This window comes from Pseudomonas sp. PDM05 (assembly GCF_014851685.1).
Taxonomy (GTDB): Bacteria; Pseudomonadota; Gammaproteobacteria; order Pseudomonadales; family Pseudomonadaceae; genus Aquipseudomonas.
The window spans coordinates 174,589-191,325 of the sequence record NZ_JACVAC010000002.1 but is presented as its reverse complement, the minus strand read 5'-3'; the positions used below and the strand labels follow the sequence as shown (position 1 = coordinate 191,325).

Here is a 16,737-nt window from a genome sequence, read left to right as displayed (position 1 = left end):
GCTTGCTTGTTTGGCCGCCTTAGCCTGACAACCCTGGAGTGTCTGGTTTGATCGTCTTCCGTTATCTGTCCCGCGAAGTCCTGTTGACCCTGAGTGCCGTGAGCGCGGTGTTGCTGGTCATCATCATGAGTGGTCGTTTCGTCAAATACCTCGCCCAGGCCGCCTCTGGCGCGCTGGATCCGGGCTCGCTGTTCCTGATCATGGGCTTTCGCCTGCCGGGGTTCCTGCAACTGATCCTGCCGCTGGGCCTGTTTCTCGGGATCCTGCTGGCGTACGGTCGCCTGTACCTCGAAAGTGAAATGACCGTGCTTTCGGCCACCGGCATGAGCCAGCAACGCCTGCTGGGCATGACCATGATCCCGGCCGCCGGTGTTGCGCTGATCGTCGCCTGGCTGAGCCTGAGCCTGGCCCCCCAGGGCGCCATGCAGTTCCAGCTGGTGCTGAACAAGCAGGACGCGATGACCGAGTTCGACACCCTCGAACCGGGCCGCTTCCAGGCACTCAGCGACGGCACCCGCGTGACCTACACCGAAACCATGACCGAAAACCGTGCCAATCTCGGCGGCGTATTCATCTCCGAGAAGCGCCTGGGCCAGGACAAGAAAGACCGCGGTATTTCCGTGCTGGTGGCCGACTCAGGCCGCCAGGAAGTGCGCCCCGATGGCAGCCGCTACCTGATCCTGGAAAACGGCTATCGCTATGACGGCAGCCCCGGCATGGCCGATTACCGTGCGATCAAGTACGACACCTACGGCGTGCTGCTGGCCCGTCCGGACGTCAGCGACGAAGTCACCGATCGTGACGCCATCCCCACCACGGAACTGCTCGGCAGCAAGGAACTGCGTTCCATTGCCGAGCTGCAATGGCGCATCTCCCTGCCGCTGCTGGTGTTTATCGTGACCTTGATGGCAGTGCCGCTGTCACGCGTCAACCCGCGCCAGGGCCGATTCCTCAAGCTGTTGCCGGCGATCCTGCTGTACATGGCGTACCTGACCATCCTGATTTCCGCCCGTGGTTCCCTGGAGAAGGGCAAGCTGTCGCCGACCCTGGGCCTGTGGTGGGTGCATGGGATCTTCCTGGTGATCGGCCTGGGGCTGCTCTACTGGGAACCTATCCGTCTGAAAATGTTGAGCCGTCGTGGCCAGAAGGAGTTGGCTCGTGGCTAAGCTCGATCGCTACATTGGTAGCAGCGTACTGATCGCCATCCTGGCGGTATTGGGCATCATCCTTGGGTTGGCGTCGTTGTTCGCCTTTATCGATGAAGTCGGCAACGTCAGCGACACCTATACCGTATGGGACGTGATGAGCTACGTGGCCCTCACCGCGCCGCGCCGCCTCTACGACATGATGCCGATGGCCGCGCTGATCGGTTGCCTGATCGGCCTGGGCAGCCTGGCCAGCAACAGCGAACTGACCATCATGCGTGCCGCCGGTGTGTCCATCGGTCGTATTGTCTGGGCGGTGATGAAGCCGATGCTGCTGCTGATGCTGTGCAGCGTGCTGATCGGTGAATACGTTGCGCCACCGGCCGAAACCACGGCCCAGGCCAACCGCGCCCTGGCCCAGGGGTCGGGCGACGCACAAAGCTCCAAGCATGGCCTGTGGCACCGCCAGGGTGACGAGTTCATCCACATCAACGCCGTGCAGCCCGGCGGCCTGTTGATTGGTGTGACACGTTATACCTTTGACAAGGAACGCCATCTGCTGATGTCGAGCTTTGCCAAGCGCGCGCAGTACAACGCCGAGAAATGGCAGCTGAGCGATGTCACCACCACGCATTTCCGCAATGTAGGGCAAGGTACCAAGGCCAGTACTGAAGTGATCAACGTGCCGGCCGAGGAGTGGGACATCGCCCTCAAGCCGGAACTGCTCAATACCGTAGTGATGATCCCCGAAAGCCTGCCGATCTCCGGGCTTTGGGGTTACATCCATTACTTGAAGGACCAGGGCCTGAACAACGGTCGCTACTGGCTGGCATTCTGGGTCAAGGTGCTGCAGCCGGTGGTCACTGCCGCGCTGGTGTTGATGGCGATCTCGTTCATCTTCGGCCCGCTGCGCTCCGTGACCCTTGGCCAGCGCGTCTTTACCGGCGTGCTGGTGGGCTTTACCTTCCGCATCGCCCAGGACCTGCTCGGCCCTTCGAGCCTGGTGTTCGGCTTCTCGCCGCTGTTTGCGGTGCTGGTGCCCACTGGTATCTGCGCCCTGGCCGGGTTCTGGCTATTGCGCCGGGCCGGTTGATAGAGCGCTTATGATCAAAACGTGCCCCGGTCGAGAGATCGGGGCATTTTTGTTCTGGTCAGCAAAGATGACGTCTGGCCTGAGCATCAGGTACAATTCCCGGCTATTTTTCAGCGGGCAATCTGCCTGCAGCCTTTTTGAGTGTTGATCCGTGAGTGATTTGAGTCATATCCGCAATTTCTCCATCATCGCCCACATTGACCATGGCAAGTCGACGCTGGCCGACCGGTTCATCCAAATGTGCGGTGGCCTTGCCGAGCGTGAAATGGAAGCCCAGGTCCTGGACTCCATGGACCTCGAGCGTGAACGCGGCATCACCATCAAGGCCCATAGCGTTACCCTGTACTACACCGCAAAAGACGGTATCAAGTACCAGCTGAACTTCATTGACACCCCCGGCCACGTTGACTTCACCTACGAAGTCAGCCGCTCGCTGGCCGCCTGCGAAGGCGCCTTGCTGGTGGTGGACGCCGGCCAGGGCGTTGAAGCCCAGTCCGTCGCCAACTGCTACACCGCGATCGAGCAAGGCCTGGAAGTGATGCCGGTGCTGAACAAGATCGACCTGCCACAGGCCGATCCGGACCGCGTCAAGGAAGAAATCGAAAAGATCATCGGCATTGACGCCACCGACGCCGTCGAGTGCAGCGCCAAGACCGGCCTGGGCGTCGACGAAGTGCTCGAGCGCCTGGTCAAGACCATTCCCGCGCCGACCGGCAACTACGAAGATCCGCTGCAAGCGTTGATCATCGACTCCTGGTTCGACAACTACCTGGGCGTTGTGTCCCTGGTCCGCGTGCGCCACGGCCGCGTGAAGAAGGGCGACAAGATCCTGGTCAAATCCACCGGCAAGATCCACCTGGTGGACAGCGTTGGTGTGTTCAACCCCAAGCACACGGCGACCACCGATCTGAAAGCCGGTGAAGTAGGCTTCATCATTGCCGGTATCAAGGACATTCACGGGGCCCCGGTGGGTGACACCCTGACCTTGAGCTCGACGCCGGACGTTGACGTGCTGCCCGGCTTCAAGCGCATCCAGCCGCAGGTTTACGCCGGCCTGTTCCCGGTCAGCTCCGATGACTTCGAAGACTTCCGCGAAGCCCTGCAAAAGCTGACCCTCAACGACTCGTCGTTGCAGTACACCCCGGAAAGCTCCGACGCCCTGGGCTTCGGCTTCCGTTGCGGGTTCCTGGGCATGCTGCACATGGAGATCATCCAGGAGCGCCTGGAGCGTGAATACGACCTGGACCTGATCACCACCGCGCCAACGGTTATTTTTGAGCTGGCGCTGAAAACCGGTGAAACGATTTACGTCGACAACCCGTCCAAGCTCCCAGACCTGTCTTCCATCGAAGACATGCGCGAGCCGATTGTGCGCGCCAATATCCTGGTGCCGCAGGAACACCTGGGCAACGTCATCACCCTGTGTATCGAAAAACGTGGCGTGCAGCACGACATGCTGTTCCTCGGTACCCAGGTCCAAGTGACCTATGATTTGCCGATGAACGAAGTGGTCCTGGACTTCTTCGACCGTCTCAAATCCACCAGTCGCGGCTATGCTTCGCTGGATTACCATTTCGATCGTTATCAATCGGCTAATCTGGTGAAACTGGATGTGCTGATCAACGGCGATAAGGTCGATGCCCTGGCACTCATCGTGCACAAGGACAACGCGCACTACAAAGGTCGCCAGTTGACCGAGAAGATGAAAGAACTGATTCCGCGCCAGATGTTCGACGTCGCGATCCAGGCCGCCATTGGCGGGCAGATCATTGCGCGGACCTCCGTCAAGGCTCTCAGAAAGAACGTACTGGCCAAATGCTACGGCGGTGACGTAAGCCGTAAGCGCAAGCTGCTTGAGAAGCAAAAGGCCGGTAAAAAACGCATGAAGCAAGTGGGCAACGTGGAAATTCCACAAGAAGCCTTCCTTGCGGTGCTCAGGTTGGATAGTTAGGTCCTATGTCACTAAATTTCCCGCTGTTGCTGGTCATCGCCGTTGCCGTCTGTGGTCTTCTGGCATTGCTCGATCTGGTGTTCTTCGCCCCGCGTCGGCGGGCGGCTATCGCATCCTATCAGGGCAGCGTCAGCCAGCCCGATGCGGTGGTGGTCGAGAAGCTGAACAAAGAGCCTTTGCTGGTTGAATACGGCAAGTCGTTCTTCCCGGTACTGTTCATCGTGCTGGTGCTGCGCTCGTTCCTGGTGGAGCCGTTCCAGATCCCTTCGGGGTCGATGAAGCCTACCCTGGATGTTGGCGACTTCATCCTGGTGAACAAGTTTGCCTACGGCATCCGCCTGCCGGTGATCGACAAGAAGGTCATTGAAGTCGGCGACCCGCAGCGCGGCGATGTGATGGTGTTCCGCTTCCCGAGCGACCCGAACGTCAACTACATCAAGCGTGTGATCGGCCTGCCGGGCGACGTGATCCGCTACACCGGCGACAAGCGCCTGTTCATCAACGGTGAGTCGGTGGCTGAAAAGCTGATCGGCTCCGAGCCGAACTCCCTGGGCAGCGCCGAGCTGTACCAGGAGAAACTCGGCGCGGTGGAGCACCAGATCCGCAAGGAAATGTCGCGCTACCGCCAGCCTGATGGCGAGTGGAAAGTGCCGGCCGGGCACTACTTCATGATGGGCGACAACCGTGACAACTCCAATGACAGCCGTTATTGGAACGATCCCAACATTCCCAAGGACATGCTGGGCATGGTTCCCGACGAGAACATCGTCGGCAAGGCCTTCGCGGTCTGGATGAGCTGGCCGGAGTCCAAACTCAGCCACCTGCCGAACTTCTCGCGAGTCGGGCTGATCAAGTAATACAGGCGGCGCTGTGAACACAGCGCCGAATGCTTTTCTGGGGCTTGGACAAATGTCCGGCCTCATGCAGCACCAACCAGGATTTGAATTTGAACACTGCGTCAATCGTCGATGGCCGCCGGTGCCACCACACAGATATGGGTAAACCGTGACCGTTTCTCTAGCACGTCTCGAGCGCCAGCTCGGCTACACCTTCAAGGACCAGGAATTGATGGTCCTTGCTCTCACACACCGCAGCTTTGCAGGGCGTAACAACGAACGCCTGGAATTCCTCGGTGATGCCATCCTCAATTTCGTCGCCGGTGAAGCGCTGTTCGAGCGTTTCCCCCAAGCCCGTGAAGGCCAGTTGTCGCGCCTGCGTGCACGCCTGGTGAAGGGCGAGACCCTGGCCGTGCTGGCCCGCGGTTTCGGCCTGGGCGAGTACCTGCGCCTGGGCTCCGGCGAGTTGAAGAGCGGCGGTTTCCGCCGTGAGTCGATCCTGGCCGACGCTCTAGAAGCGCTGATCGGCGCGATCTATCTCGACGCCGGCATGGAGGCGGCCAAGGAGCGCGTCACCGCCTGGCTGACCTCCGAGATCGAGAGCCTGACGCTGGTCGACACCAACAAAGATCCCAAGACCCGCCTGCAGGAATTCCTGCAATCGCGCGGTTGCGAACTGCCACGCTATGAAGTGGTGGACATCCAGGGTGAGCCCCATTGCCGCGTGTTCTTCGTGGAGTGTGAAATCACCTTACTGAACGAAAAAAGCCGAGGTCAGGGTGTGAGCCGTCGTATTGCCGAACAGGTAGCGGCCGCTGCAGCACTGATTGCCCTGGGCGTGGAGAATGGCCATGACTGATTCAACCGCAACACGCTGTGGCTATGTTGCCATCGTCGGCCGCCCGAACGTGGGCAAGTCCACGCTGCTGAACCATATCCTCGGCCAGAAGCTCGCGATCACCTCGCGCAAGCCGCAGACCACCCGCCACAACATGCTGGGCATCAAGACCGAAGGCACCGTGCAAGCGGTCTACGTCGATACCCCGGGCATGCACAAAGGCGGCGAGAAAGCCCTCAACCGCTACATGAACAAGACCGCTTCGGCAGCGTTGAAAGACGTCGACGTGGTGATCTTCGTGGTTGACCGCACCAAGTGGACCGACGAAGACCAGATGGTCCTCGAACGTGTGCAGTACGTCACCGGCCCGTTGATCGTCGCGCTGAACAAGACCGACCGCATTGAAGACAAAGCCGAGCTGATGCCGCACCTGAGCTGGTTGCAGGAACAACTGCCGAATGCCCAGATCATCCCGATCTCGGCCCAGCACGGTCACAACCTGGAAGCCCTGGAGCGCGTGATCGCCGAGCATCTGCCGGAGAACGAGCACTTCTTCCCGGAAGACCAGATCACCGACCGCAGCAGCCGCTTCCTGGCCGCCGAGCTGGTGCGCGAGAAAATCATGCGCCAGATGGGCGCCGAACTGCCGTACCAGATCACCGTCGAAATCGAAGAGTTCAAGCAGCAGGGCAAGACCTTGCACATCCATGCGCTGATTCTCGTCGAGCGTGATGGCCAGAAGAAAATCATCATTGGCGACAAGGGCGAGCGCATCAAGCGCATCGGTACCGAAGCGCGCAAGGACATGGAATTGCTGTTCGATTCCAAGATCATGCTCAACCTGTGGGTGAAGGTGAAAGGCGGCTGGTCCGACGACGAACGCGCACTGCGCTCCCTGGGCTACGGCGACCTGTAAGAACACCGCAGGACTAAAAATGTGGGAGCGGGCTTGCTCGCGAATGCGGTGGATCAGTCACTGATAAGTCGACTGGCACACCGCATTCGCGAGCAAGCCCGCTCCCACATTCGGTTTGTGTAGTTTTCAACAATGCATTCCAGCAGTGAGACCCCATGTCCCAACCCCTCAGCCAACCCGCCTACGTCCTGCACAGCCGCGCCTACCGCGAGACCAGCGCCCTGGTGGACTTCCTCACGCCCCAGGGCCGCTTGCGCGCCGTCTTGCGCAGTGCACGGGGCAAGGCCGGTACGCAGGCACGGCCGTTTGTGGCCCTGGACGTGGAATTTCGCGGCAAGGGCGAGCTGAAAAACGTCGGCCGCCTGGAAAGCGTCGGCACCTCCGCCTGGCTCAATGGCGAAGCCCTCTTCAGCGGCCTCTACCTCAATGAACTGCTGATCCGCCTCTTGCCCGCCGAAGACCCGCACCCAGCCGTCTTCGATCACTACGCTGCGACCCTGCTCGCCCTCGCCGAAGGCCGCCCCCTGGAGCCTTTGCTGCGTGCGTTCGAATGGCGCCTGCTCGACGACCTCGGCTACGGCTTCGAACTGGCCAACGACCTGCACGGCGAGCCCATCGCCGCCGACGGCATGTACCGCCTGCAAGTCGACGCCGGCCTGGAGCGCGTCTACCTGCTGCAACCCGGCCTGTTCCAGGGCACCGAGTTGCTGGCCATGAGCGAAGCCGACTGGAGCGCCCCCGGTGCGTTGTCCGCCGCCAAGCGTCTGATGCGCCAAGCGTTGGCCGTGCATCTGGGCGGCCGGCCGCTGGTCAGTCGCGAGTTGTTTCGAAAGCCCTGACAACCCCGTGTATGCTGTGCGGCGTTTCTTTCCCTTTTCAGGAGCGCTTCCGTGACCACCAGCAATCGCATTCTTCTTGGCGTCAACATCGACCACGTCGCCACCCTGCGCCAGGCCCGGGGCACCCGTTACCCTGACCCGGTCAAGGCTGCGCTGGACGCCGAAGAAGCGGGCGCCGACGGCATCACCGTGCACCTGCGCGAAGACCGTCGCCATATCCAGGAGCGCGACGTGTTGCTGCTCAAGGACGTGCTGCAAACCCGCATGAACTTTGAAATGGGCGTCACCGAAGAAATGATGGCGTTCGCCGAACGCATCCGCCCGGCGCACATTTGCCTGGTCCCGGAAACGCGCCAGGAACTCACCACCGAAGGCGGCCTCGACGTTGCCGGCCAGGAGGCACGGATCAAGGCGGCGGTGGATCGTCTGTCGCAGATCGGCAGCGAAGTCTCGCTGTTCATCGATGCCGACGAGCGCCAGATCGAAGCCTCGCGCCGCGTCGGTGCGCCGGCCATCGAGCTGCACACCGGCCGTTATGCCGATGCCACCACGCCGACCGAAGTGGCTGACGAACTGCAACGCATCATCGACGGTGTTGCCGTCGGCCTGCGCGAAGGTTTGATCGTCAATGCCGGCCACGGCCTGCACTACCACAACGTCGAAGCCGTGGCGGCGATCAAGGGTATCAACGAGCTGAACATCGGCCATGCGCTGGTGGCGCATGCGCTGTTTGTCGGCTTCAAAGGCGCCGTGGCCGAGATGAAAGCCCTGATCCTGGCTGCCGCCAAGGCCTGAACCAACACAGTCTAAAAACCACTGAAGATCAAAAAAATGTGGGAGCGGGCTTGCTCGCGAATGCGGTCTGTCAGTTGATACATCTGTGGCTGACCCACCGCTTTCGCGAGCAAGCCCGCTCCCACACAAGCCCGCTCCCACAGTTGATCTTTGGTGTGTCTAGAGCGGTGTTCATCCAGCGAAACCCTTTGAATTCGGCCATGCGGCAATGCGAAGCCTTACTGTTTAGCCGATGCAGGTGTATCGTATCTGCCCTTTGCAGGCCCTGTGCCCGCGGCCGATACGTGAGGTTGTTGTGTCCCGATCCTTTTCCCGTCGACAAATCCTGGGTGGTCTCGCAGGCCTGGCCGTAGTGGGCGTCGGTGCGGGTGGCGCCTACCGCTACTGGCTGGGAAAGGTCGCCGAGGCCGAAGCGGGCCACGATTACGAGCTGATCGCCGCGCCGTTGGACGTGGAACTGGTGCCGGGCCACAAGACCGAGGCCTGGGCGTTCGGCCCGTCGGCGCCGGGCACCGAGTTGCGCGTACGCCAGGGCGAATGGCTGCGGGTGCGCTTTATCAACCACCTGCCGGTCGCCACCACCATTCATTGGCACGGCATCCGCCTGCCGCTGGAAATGGACGGTGTGCCCTACGTCTCCCAGTTGCCGGTCTTGCCTGGTGAGTACTTCGACTACAAATTCCGTGTGCCCGACGCCGGCAGCTACTGGTATCACCCCCATGTGAACAGCAGCGAAGAACTCGGCCGTGGCCTGGTCGGCCCGCTGATCATTGAAGAGCGCGAGCCCACCGGGTTCAAACACGAACGCACCTTGAGCCTGAAAAGCTGGCACGTGGACGAAGAGGGCGCCTTCGTCGCTTTCAGCGTACCCCGTGAGGCCGCGCGTGGCGGTACTGCCGGGCGATTATCGACGATCAACGGCGTGTCCCAGGCGGTGATCGACTTGCCCGCTGGGCAGATCACCCGCGTGCGCTTGCTCAACCTCGACAACACCCTGACTTATCGCATCAACATCCCTGACGTCGAAGCGCAGATCTACGCGCTGGACGGCAACCCCATCGAGCCGCGCCCGCTGGGCAAGGAATACTGGCTGGGCCCGGGCATGCGCATCTGCCTGGCGATCAAGGCACCGCCGGCCGGCGAAGAGTTGTCGATCCGCAACGGCCCGGTGCGCCTGGGCACGTTCCGCTCGGTCGCCAACAGCGATGCGCCGACGGACTGGCCAGCGGCATTGCCCGCCAACCCGATTGCCGAGCCGGACCTGGCCAACGCCGAGAAGCTCAACTTCAATTTCGAGTGGGTCGGCACCGTTTCCGTCGACGATGGTCGGCCGCCCAGCCTGTGGCAAATCAACGGCCAGGCCTGGGACATTACTGACAAGACCTGCGCCGACCGGCCCATCGCCAAGCTGGAGAAGGGCAAGAGCTACATCTTCGAATTGAAGAACATGACCCAGTACCAGCACCCGATCCACCTGCACGGCATGAGCTTCAAGGTGATCGCCTCGAACCGCCACAAGGTGATCCCGTACTTCACCGACACTTACCTGTTGGGCAAGAACGAACGCGCCCGCGTGGCGCTGGTGGCAGATAACCCGGGGGTATGGATGTTCCATTGCCACGTGATCGATCACATGGAAACCGGCCTGATGGCCGCCATCGAGGTGGCGTGATGCGCCAGTTCCGCCCCACCGCGATCATCGACCGCAGCCGCGACCAGGACTTCATGCGCGAAGCCCTGGCCCTCGCTGCCCAGGGCGCAGCCTTGGGTGAAGTGCCGGTAGGCGCGGTGCTGGTCCAGGACGGCGAAATCATCGGCCGTGGCTTCAATTGCCCGATCAGCGGCAACGACCCCAGCGCCCACGCCGAAATGGTCGCTATCCGCAATGCCGCGCAGGCCATCAGCAATTATCGGCTGGTGGGCAGCACGCTGTATGTGACGTTGGAACCGTGCAGCATGTGCGCCGGTTTGATCGTGCATTCGCGGGTGGCGCGGGTGGTGTACGGCGCGCTGGAGCCGAAGGCGGGGATTGTGCAGAGCCAGGGGCAGTTTTTTACCCAGGGGTTTCTCAATCACAAAGTGCTGTTTGAAGGTGGGGTGTTGGCCGAGGAGTGCGGCACGGTCTTGAGCGAATTCTTCAAGGCCCGCCGCGCCAAGCCCCCGCTCTAAAGAACACTGCAGATCAAATGTGGGAGCGGGCTTGCTCGCGAAAGCGGTGGGTCAGTCACAATCGATTTATCTGAACCACCGCATTCGCGAGCAAGCCCGCTCCCACATTTTGATCTTTGTTTCTTCAGGGATACGTCACCGCTACTTCTTGGCGATGATCACCGCCCGCATCGGCGCCGGCAGCCCTTCGATGGTCTTGCTGTGATCTTCAGGATCAAGGAAGTCCCTCAGCGACTGATACTTCATCCACTCCGTCCCCCGCTGTTCCTCCACCGTGGTCACGCTCACGTCCACACAGCGCACATCACTGAACCCGGCGCGCCGCAGCCACAGCATCAGCGCCGGTACCGAGGGCAGGAACCACACGTTGCGCATCTGCGCGTAGCGGTCTTCCGGCACCAGTACTTGTTGCTGATCGCCTTCCACCACCAGGGTTTCCAGGACCAGTTCGCCGCCCTTGACCAGGGTGTCTTTCAGTGCCAGCAGATGCTCGATCGGCGAACGCCGGTGATAGAACACGCCCATGGAAAACACCGTGTCGAAGCCTTCCAGGTTCGCCGGCAGGTCTTCGAACGGGAACGGCAGGTGCCAGGCTTTCGGTTCCGACAGGTAACGTTGCACCGCCTGGAACTGGCAGAAAAACAGCCAGTTCGGGTCGACGCCAATCACACTGTCCGCCCCGGCGCCGAGCATGCGCCACATGTAGTAGCCATTGCCGCAGCCCACATCAAGGATTCGCTTGCCCTTGAGGTTCAAATGCGGGGCCACCCGCGACCACTTCCAGTCCGAACGCCATTCGGTGTCCACATGCACGCCGAACAGGTTGAACGGGCCTTTGCGCCACGGGCTCAGGCCCATCAACGCGGTGCGCATTTGTGCGCGGGTTTCGTCGTCGCAATCGGTGTCGAGGGTCAGGCCATTGAGCAAGTCCACCTCGCTTGGCTGGATCTTTGGCAAGACGTCCAACGCACTCTGCCAACGCTCCAGGTCGCCATGACCCTTTTCCATCTTGCTATCGAGTTGCGCTTGCAGGCCCTGGGCCCACACAGCCAGGGGAGTGCCGACCAGATGGCGGGCGAGGGGGGACAGATCAATCATGGCAAGGCAATCAACGAGGCAAAGTTAAGACACTGGAACCACGGCACGACTTTCGAGAAACCAGCCGCCAGCAGGCGTTCGCGGTGTTCTTCGAGGCTGTCGGGCTTCATGACGTTTTCGATGGCGCTGCGCTTCTGGGCGATTTCCAGTTCGCTGTAGCCGTTGGCGCGTTTGAACGCGATATGCAGGTCGGTGAGCAGTTCATGTTCTTCAACATCGTTGAAGCGCAGCTTTTCCGACAGGATCAGCGCCCCACCCGGCAGCAGCGACTGGCGTATGCGCGAGAGCAGCGCCAGGCGTTCTTCGGGGGCGATGAACTGCAGGGTGAAGTTCAGCGCCACCACCGAGGCCGGTTGAAATTGCAGCGCGAGAATATCGCCTTCGACCACCTCGACCGGCAGCAACTCCTGGAACATCGAGTCCTGGCCATTGAGGTACTCGCGGCAACGCTCGACCATCGCCGCCGAGTTATCCACCGCGATCACCCGGCAGCCGTCGGTACGCACATGCCGGCGCAGGGCCTGGGTCACCGCGCCGAGGGATGAACCGAGGTCGTAGAGCACGCTATTGGGCTGGGCAAACTGCGCCGCGAGCACGCCGAGGTTTTCGACGATGGTCGGGTAACCCGGCACCGAGCGCTTGATCATGTCCGGGAACACCCGCACCACATCCTCGTTAAAGGCGAAGTCCGGCACCTGGGTCAGGGGCTGGGCGAATAGGCGATCGGGTTGTTTGCTCACGGTTGTTCCGGCATTGATGGGGGGAAGGCCGGCATTTTAGCCAAGTTGACAGCGGGATGCATGGTTGATCGGACCGTTAGTCAGGCAAGGCGGGCGACCTGTTAATTCTGACAGTAGACGGCTTATTTGCGAGGGCCTAAGTTCGGGGGAGTCTGATATTCCCTGAGGATGCAATCATGAGCCTGAAACTGACCGTCACTGACAAGAAGTTGAAAGCGCTGCTGGCGAAGATCAACAAGGACAAGAAAATCGACGTCACTGAATTTCTCGATCTGAGAAAACAGGCGGATGACGAAATTGCCAAAAGCGCGTTGCTGCCCGTACGCGACAACCTGCGGATTATTTCCAATGCCGCCGACATCTTGTCCGATGCCATGAAGATCCTGTACCTGGAATTGCGTCGCCTCGACTACGGCGTGCCCGACAAGGACCCTGTCAAGAACGCCAAGAAAGACGCGGAAAAGGCCGCGCTTAAAAAGGCCGTCGAATTTCAGTTGACCTATGCCATCGAAAGTTATCGGTTCACGCTCGACAAGTTGTGAGGTACTCGGTCGAACGCCGACGCGGTGATCCCCCACTGGCCCAGCCAGTACGAGACGATCAACACATACGGCGCCGCCTCAAACGCCACCACAAAGCGGTTGATGCCGATCAGCGTGTCGGAAAACACAAACGACACCGCGCCCGCCGCTGCCAGTAACGCCGAGCGCTTGGGCACGTCGCTGCCCAGGCGTGCCAACGCTCGCCAGAGCATGGCGCTGATCACCGTTGCGTAAACCACCACGGGGATCAGCAAGTCGCCGAGGCCATGTGAGATCAGGATGCTCAGCAGCACAGCCCCCACGCCCAGGGCCAATACCAACGGCAACAGCGCCAAGCGGCGGCAGTCGCTCAAATACGCTTTGAGATACGCCAGGTGCGCGAACAAAAACGCGCCGAGGCCGAAGATAAACAAGTCGCCCGGCCACGCGAGCAGCACATCGCCCACCAGGGAGAAAATCAGCCCCAGGCTGATCCAGCGTCGATAGTCGGTGGGCGGCGCATCATGCAGCCAGCCCAGCAGCGCCAGTACCGGCAGCGGCTTGACCAGCAGGCACAACAACGTCGCGTGGGTGCTCAGGCCGTAGATAAAGGTGCCGGCGCCCATCAACGCAAGAATCAGCCATGGCATATCAGTTCACCGTGATGGCGCAGTCGAAGGTCTCGGCGGGTTCGGCTTCGGGTTCCCAGGGTTGCTGGGAGGTCAGGCGCAAACGCCCCTGGCCGGCGGCGAAGGCCTGGAAGCGCCAGGTGGACTGGCCGCCGCCGCCGATCACGCCGGATTCGCGGCTGCTGTAGACCTCAGGGCTCAACGCGCGCAGAACACCGCCGGCGGAATCCTGGATGGCCCAGCGATAGCCGGTGGTGGGGTTGCTCGGCAGGGTCAGGATCAGGTTCTGCCCGGTCTTGAGCTGCAGCGGGCATGCGCTCTGGTTGTCCACGCTGACGTTTTGCTTGGGAGTACTGGCGCAGGCGGCCAGCAGGGCAAGGCTCAAGGGGAGAAGCAGGCGGGCAGCAGTCATGAAGCCTCCGTTGATTGACGACGAAGGGCGAGCATAACCGAAGATGAGACAAGGTGTGACAAGGCGAAAGTGACATAAACCATTGTAGTGAGCGGGCTTGCCCCGCGCCGGGTGGCGAAGCCGCCCCAACCAGGGCGCCGCGGTGTTCCCGCAAGACCGAGGTGCCTGGGTTTGGGGCGGCTTCGCCACCCGGCGCGGGGCAAGCCCGCTCACTACCGTGTTATTGGAAGAGTACTTTGGCGACGTCAGCGAAGCGCTTGGCGAAGTGCACCGTCATGCCTTCCTTGAGGTACTCCGGCAACTCCTCAAAGCTGCCACGGTTCGGCTCCGGCAAAATCAGCTCATGAATCTTCTGGCGCCGCGCCGCAATCACCTTCTCACGCACGCCGCCAATCGGCAGTACGTGCCCGGTCAACGTCAGCTCGCCGGTCATGGCCACGCCTTTTTTCGGCGGCTGGTTGCGCGCCAGCGACAGCAATGCACTGGCCATGGTCACGCCCGCACTCGGGCCGTCTTTCGGCGTGGCACCTTCGGGTACGTGCAAGTGCACGAAGGCTTCGTCGAAGAATTTCGGGTCGCCGCCAAACGACTTCAGATTCGAACTGATGTAGCTGTAGGCGATTTCTGCGGATTCTTTCATCACTTCACCCAACTGCCCGGTGAGCTTGAAGCCGCGATTGAGCGTATGGATGCGCGTCGCCTCGATCGGCAATGTGGCGCCGCCCATGCTGGTCCAGGCCAGGCCGGTGATCACCCCGGTGCCGGACAGTACCTGCTCATTGCGGAACACCGGTATCCCCAGGGAGCGTTCCAGGTCCTTGGTGCCGATCTTGATCACCGAGTCCGGCTCATCCAGCAGCTTGACCACCGCCTTGCGCACCAGTTTGCCCAGCTGTTTCTCCAGCTGGCGCACCCCGGCTTCGCGGGCGTAACCGTCGATCAAGGCGCGCAGGGCGCCGTCGCTGATGGTCAGGCTGTTTTTCGCCACGCCGGCTTTTTCCAGCTGCTTGGGCCACAGGTGGCGCTTGGCGATGGCGACCTTTTCTTCGGTGATATAGCCCGACAGGCGAATCACTTCCATGCGGTCCAGCAGCGGGCCGGGGATCGAGTCGAGGGTGTTGGCGGTGCACACGAACAGCACTTTGGACAGGTCCAGGCGCAGGTCCAGGTAGTGGTCGAGGAATTCGATGTTCTGTTCCGGGTCGAGCGTTTCCAGCAAGGCCGACGCCGGGTCGCCCTGGAAGCTCTGGCCCATCTTGTCGATCTCGTCGAGCATGATCACCGGGTTCATCACCTCCACATCCTTGAGTGCCTGCACCAGCTTGCCGGGCAGGGCGCCGATGTAGGTGCGGCGGTGGCCCTTGATCTCGGCTTCGTCGCGCATGCCGCCGACGCTGAAGCGGTAGAACGGCCGCCCCAGGGATTCGGCGATGGATTTACCCACGCTGGTCTTGCCCACACCCGGCGGGCCTACCAACAGCACGATGGAGCCGGCGACTTCACCTTTATAGGCACCCACCGCGAGGAATTCGAGGATGCGGCTCTTGATGTCATCCAGGCCGGCATGGTGTTTGTCCAGCACCTTGCGTGCGTGTTTCAGGTCGAGCTTGTCCTTGCCGTATACGCCCCACGGCACCGCAGTGGCCCAGTCCAGGTAGTTGCGCGTGACCGCGTATTCCGGCGAGCCGGTTTCCAGGATCGACAGTTTGTTCAGTTCTTCGTCGATGCGTTTCTGCGCCTGGGGTGGCAGCACCTTGCCTTCCAGGCGTTGCTCGAATTGTTCGACGTCGGCGCTGCGATCGTCCTTGGTCAAACCCAGCTCCTGCTGGATGACCTTGAGTTGTTCCTTGAGGAAAAACTCGCGCTGGTGCTCACCGATATTACGGTTCACCTCGGCGGAAATTTCCTTTTGCAGGCGTGCGACTTCCACCTCTTTGCGCAGCATCGGCAACACTTTCTCCATGCGCTTGAGCATGGGCACGCAGTCCAGCACTTCCTGCAACTCGTTACCGGTGGCCGAGGTCAGCGCGGCGGCGAAGTCGGTAAGCGGTGACGGGTCGTTGGGGCTGAAGCGGTTGAGGTAGTTCTTCAACTCTTCGCTGTACAGCGGGTTGAGCGGCAGCAGTTCCTTGATCGCATTGATCAGCGCCATGCCGTAGGCCTTGACCTCGTCGGTCGGCTCGGACGGCTGGTGCGGGTACTCCACTTCCACCAGGTACGGCGGACGATGGTGCTTGAGCCAGGTCTTGATGCGCACACGGGTCAGGCCCTGGGCGACAAATTGCAGCTTGCCGTTCTCACGGCTGGCGTGGTGCACCTTCACCAGGGTGCCGTACAGCGGCAGGCTGGAGGTGTCGAAATGGCGCGGGTCTTCCGGCGGCGTGTCCATGAAGAACAGGGCGAGGTTGTGGTGGTCGGATTTGCTCACCAACTCCAGCGTCTCGGCCCACGGCTCTTCGTTGACAATCACCGGCAGCACTTGCGCCGGGAAGAACGGGCGGTTGTGGATCGGGATGATATAGACCTTGTCCGGCAGGTTCTGCCCAGGCAGCGCCAGGCCGGTGTTGGACGAAGGGGATTGCGCGTTTTCGGGGTCGGCGTAGTCGTTTAGATCGTATTCGGGGAATTCTTGCTGGTCGCTCATGGGGCACCTGCGTCAGGAAGTATGCAGGTTAGATGGGGCGGGGTTGCGGTGGTTTCAATGGTGGGGGCGAGATAGCAACATATTGCACAGTATTTCTGCCCTGTGGGAGCA

At 61.3% G+C, this 16,737-nt stretch carries 16 protein-coding genes; 11 read left to right on the top strand and 5 right to left on the bottom strand.

Going from position 1 to position 16,737, the window contains the following annotated elements; all coding sequences use genetic code 11:
• Positions 1-47: 47 nt before the first annotated feature.
• The 10 genes from lptF to tadA all read left to right on the top strand — a co-directional run bounded on the left by lptF (position 48) and on the right by tadA (position 10,582).
• Positions 48-1,166 carry an LPS export ABC transporter permease LptF gene (gene lptF / locus IB241_RS05715; RefSeq protein ID WP_192297445.1) on the top strand — a complete coding sequence of 373 codons (1,119 nt, stop codon included), beginning with the start codon at positions 48-50 and terminating at the stop codon, positions 1,164-1,166.
• Complete coding sequence (lptG, locus tag IB241_RS05710) at positions 1,159-2,238, top strand: LPS export ABC transporter permease LptG (RefSeq protein ID WP_192297443.1); 1,080 nt, start codon at positions 1,159-1,161, stop codon at positions 2,236-2,238. Before lptF ends, lptG begins: the two co-directional genes overlap by 8 nt.
• Positions 2,239-2,389: 151 nt before the next feature.
• Entirely contained in the window at positions 2,390-4,189 is a 1,800-nt protein-coding gene (gene lepA, locus IB241_RS05705) for a translation elongation factor 4 (RefSeq protein ID WP_003210439.1), read from the top strand.
• A 5-nt stretch (positions 4,190-4,194) separates the two neighbouring features.
• Entirely contained in the window at positions 4,195-5,046 is an 852-nt protein-coding gene (gene lepB, locus IB241_RS05700) for a signal peptidase I (RefSeq protein ID WP_192297441.1), read from the top strand.
• 148 nt (positions 5,047-5,194) lie between these two features.
• The gene (gene rnc, locus IB241_RS05695; RefSeq protein ID WP_012722401.1) at positions 5,195-5,884 is read left to right on the top strand and encodes a ribonuclease III; all 690 of its coding nucleotides are present in this window, start codon (positions 5,195-5,197) and stop codon (positions 5,882-5,884) included.
• On the top strand, positions 5,877-6,779 hold the full coding sequence (era, locus tag IB241_RS05690; RefSeq protein ID WP_038851274.1) for a GTPase Era: 903 nt from the start codon (positions 5,877-5,879) through the stop codon (positions 6,777-6,779). Before rnc ends, era begins: the two co-directional genes overlap by 8 nt.
• A gap of 155 nt (positions 6,780-6,934) precedes the next feature.
• The gene (gene recO, locus IB241_RS05685) at positions 6,935-7,618 is read left to right on the top strand and encodes a DNA repair protein RecO (RefSeq protein ID WP_135287579.1); all 684 of its coding nucleotides are present in this window, start codon (positions 6,935-6,937) and stop codon (positions 7,616-7,618) included.
• A 51-nt stretch (positions 7,619-7,669) separates the two neighbouring features.
• Positions 7,670-8,413 carry a pyridoxine 5'-phosphate synthase gene (pdxJ, locus tag IB241_RS05680; protein ID WP_135287580.1) on the top strand — a complete coding sequence of 248 codons (744 nt, stop codon included), beginning with the start codon at positions 7,670-7,672 and terminating at the stop codon, positions 8,411-8,413.
• A 295-nt stretch (positions 8,414-8,708) separates the two neighbouring features.
• Positions 8,709-10,085 (top strand): multicopper oxidase family protein, encoded by a 1,377-nt coding sequence (locus IB241_RS05675; RefSeq protein WP_192297439.1) that lies wholly within the window; start codon positions 8,709-8,711, stop codon positions 10,083-10,085.
• Entirely contained in the window at positions 10,085-10,582 is a 498-nt protein-coding gene (gene tadA, locus IB241_RS05670; protein ID WP_192297437.1) for a tRNA adenosine(34) deaminase TadA, read from the top strand. The genes IB241_RS05675 and tadA overlap by 1 nt, the downstream gene beginning before the upstream one ends.
• Before the next feature lie 141 nt (positions 10,583-10,723).
• On the opposite strand, the gene cmoB is transcribed toward tadA, so the two are convergent.
• Together cmoB and cmoA are read right to left on the bottom strand one after the other, a co-directional pair.
• A complete protein-coding gene (cmoB, locus tag IB241_RS05665) occupies positions 10,724-11,680 on the bottom strand; it encodes a tRNA 5-methoxyuridine(34)/uridine 5-oxyacetic acid(34) synthase CmoB (RefSeq protein ID WP_192297435.1) in 957 nt (318 codons plus the stop codon).
• The gene (gene cmoA / locus IB241_RS05660) at positions 11,677-12,420 is read right to left on the bottom strand and encodes a carboxy-S-adenosyl-L-methionine synthase CmoA (RefSeq protein ID WP_192297433.1); all 744 of its coding nucleotides are present in this window, start codon (positions 12,418-12,420) and stop codon (positions 11,677-11,679) included. The genes cmoB and cmoA overlap by 4 nt, the downstream gene beginning before the upstream one ends.
• A 176-nt stretch (positions 12,421-12,596) precedes the next feature.
• Here cmoA and IB241_RS05655 point away from each other — a divergent pair, with 176 nt between their 5' ends.
• Positions 12,597-12,962 (top strand): hypothetical protein, encoded by a 366-nt coding sequence (locus IB241_RS05655; protein WP_192297432.1) that lies wholly within the window; start codon positions 12,597-12,599, stop codon positions 12,960-12,962.
• On the opposite strand, the gene IB241_RS05650 is transcribed toward IB241_RS05655, so the two are convergent.
• From IB241_RS05650 to lon, 3 genes are all read right to left on the bottom strand, one after another.
• A complete protein-coding gene (locus IB241_RS05650) occupies positions 12,935-13,591 on the bottom strand; it encodes a lysoplasmalogenase (protein ID WP_192297430.1) in 657 nt (218 codons plus the stop codon). The genes IB241_RS05655 and IB241_RS05650 overlap by 28 nt on opposite strands.
• Position 13,592: 1 nt before the next feature.
• Entirely contained in the window at positions 13,593-13,982 is a 390-nt protein-coding gene (locus tag IB241_RS05645) for a protease inhibitor I42 family protein (protein WP_192297429.1), read from the bottom strand.
• A gap of 220 nt (positions 13,983-14,202) precedes the next feature.
• The gene (gene lon / locus IB241_RS05640; RefSeq protein WP_192297427.1) at positions 14,203-16,626 is read right to left on the bottom strand and encodes an endopeptidase La; all 2,424 of its coding nucleotides are present in this window, start codon (positions 16,624-16,626) and stop codon (positions 14,203-14,205) included.
• Positions 16,627-16,737 lie beyond the last annotated feature (111 nt).

Coding starts and splice junctions, on each gene's coding strand:
- lepB (WP_192297441.1), top strand. CDS start 4,195: ATGTCACTAAATTTCCCGCTGTTGCTGGTCATCGCCGTTGCCGTCTGT.
- era (WP_038851274.1), top strand. CDS start 5,877: ATGACTGATTCAACCGCAACACGCTGTGGCTATGTTGCCATCGTCGGC.
- recO (WP_135287579.1), top strand. CDS start 6,935: ATGTCCCAACCCCTCAGCCAACCCGCCTACGTCCTGCACAGCCGCGCC.
- tadA (WP_192297437.1), top strand. CDS start 10,085: ATGCGCCAGTTCCGCCCCACCGCGATCATCGACCGCAGCCGCGACCAG.
- cmoB (WP_192297435.1), bottom strand. CDS start 11,680: ATGATTGATCTGTCCCCCCTCGCCCGCCATCTGGTCGGCACTCCCCTG.
- IB241_RS05655 (WP_192297432.1), top strand. CDS start 12,597: ATGAGCCTGAAACTGACCGTCACTGACAAGAAGTTGAAAGCGCTGCTG.
- IB241_RS05650 (WP_192297430.1), bottom strand. CDS start 13,591: ATGCCATGGCTGATTCTTGCGTTGATGGGCGCCGGCACCTTTATCTAC.
- IB241_RS05645 (WP_192297429.1), bottom strand. CDS start 13,982: ATGACTGCTGCCCGCCTGCTTCTCCCCTTGAGCCTTGCCCTGCTGGCC.
- lon (WP_192297427.1), bottom strand. CDS start 16,626: ATGAGCGACCAGCAAGAATTCCCCGAATACGATCTAAACGACTACGCC.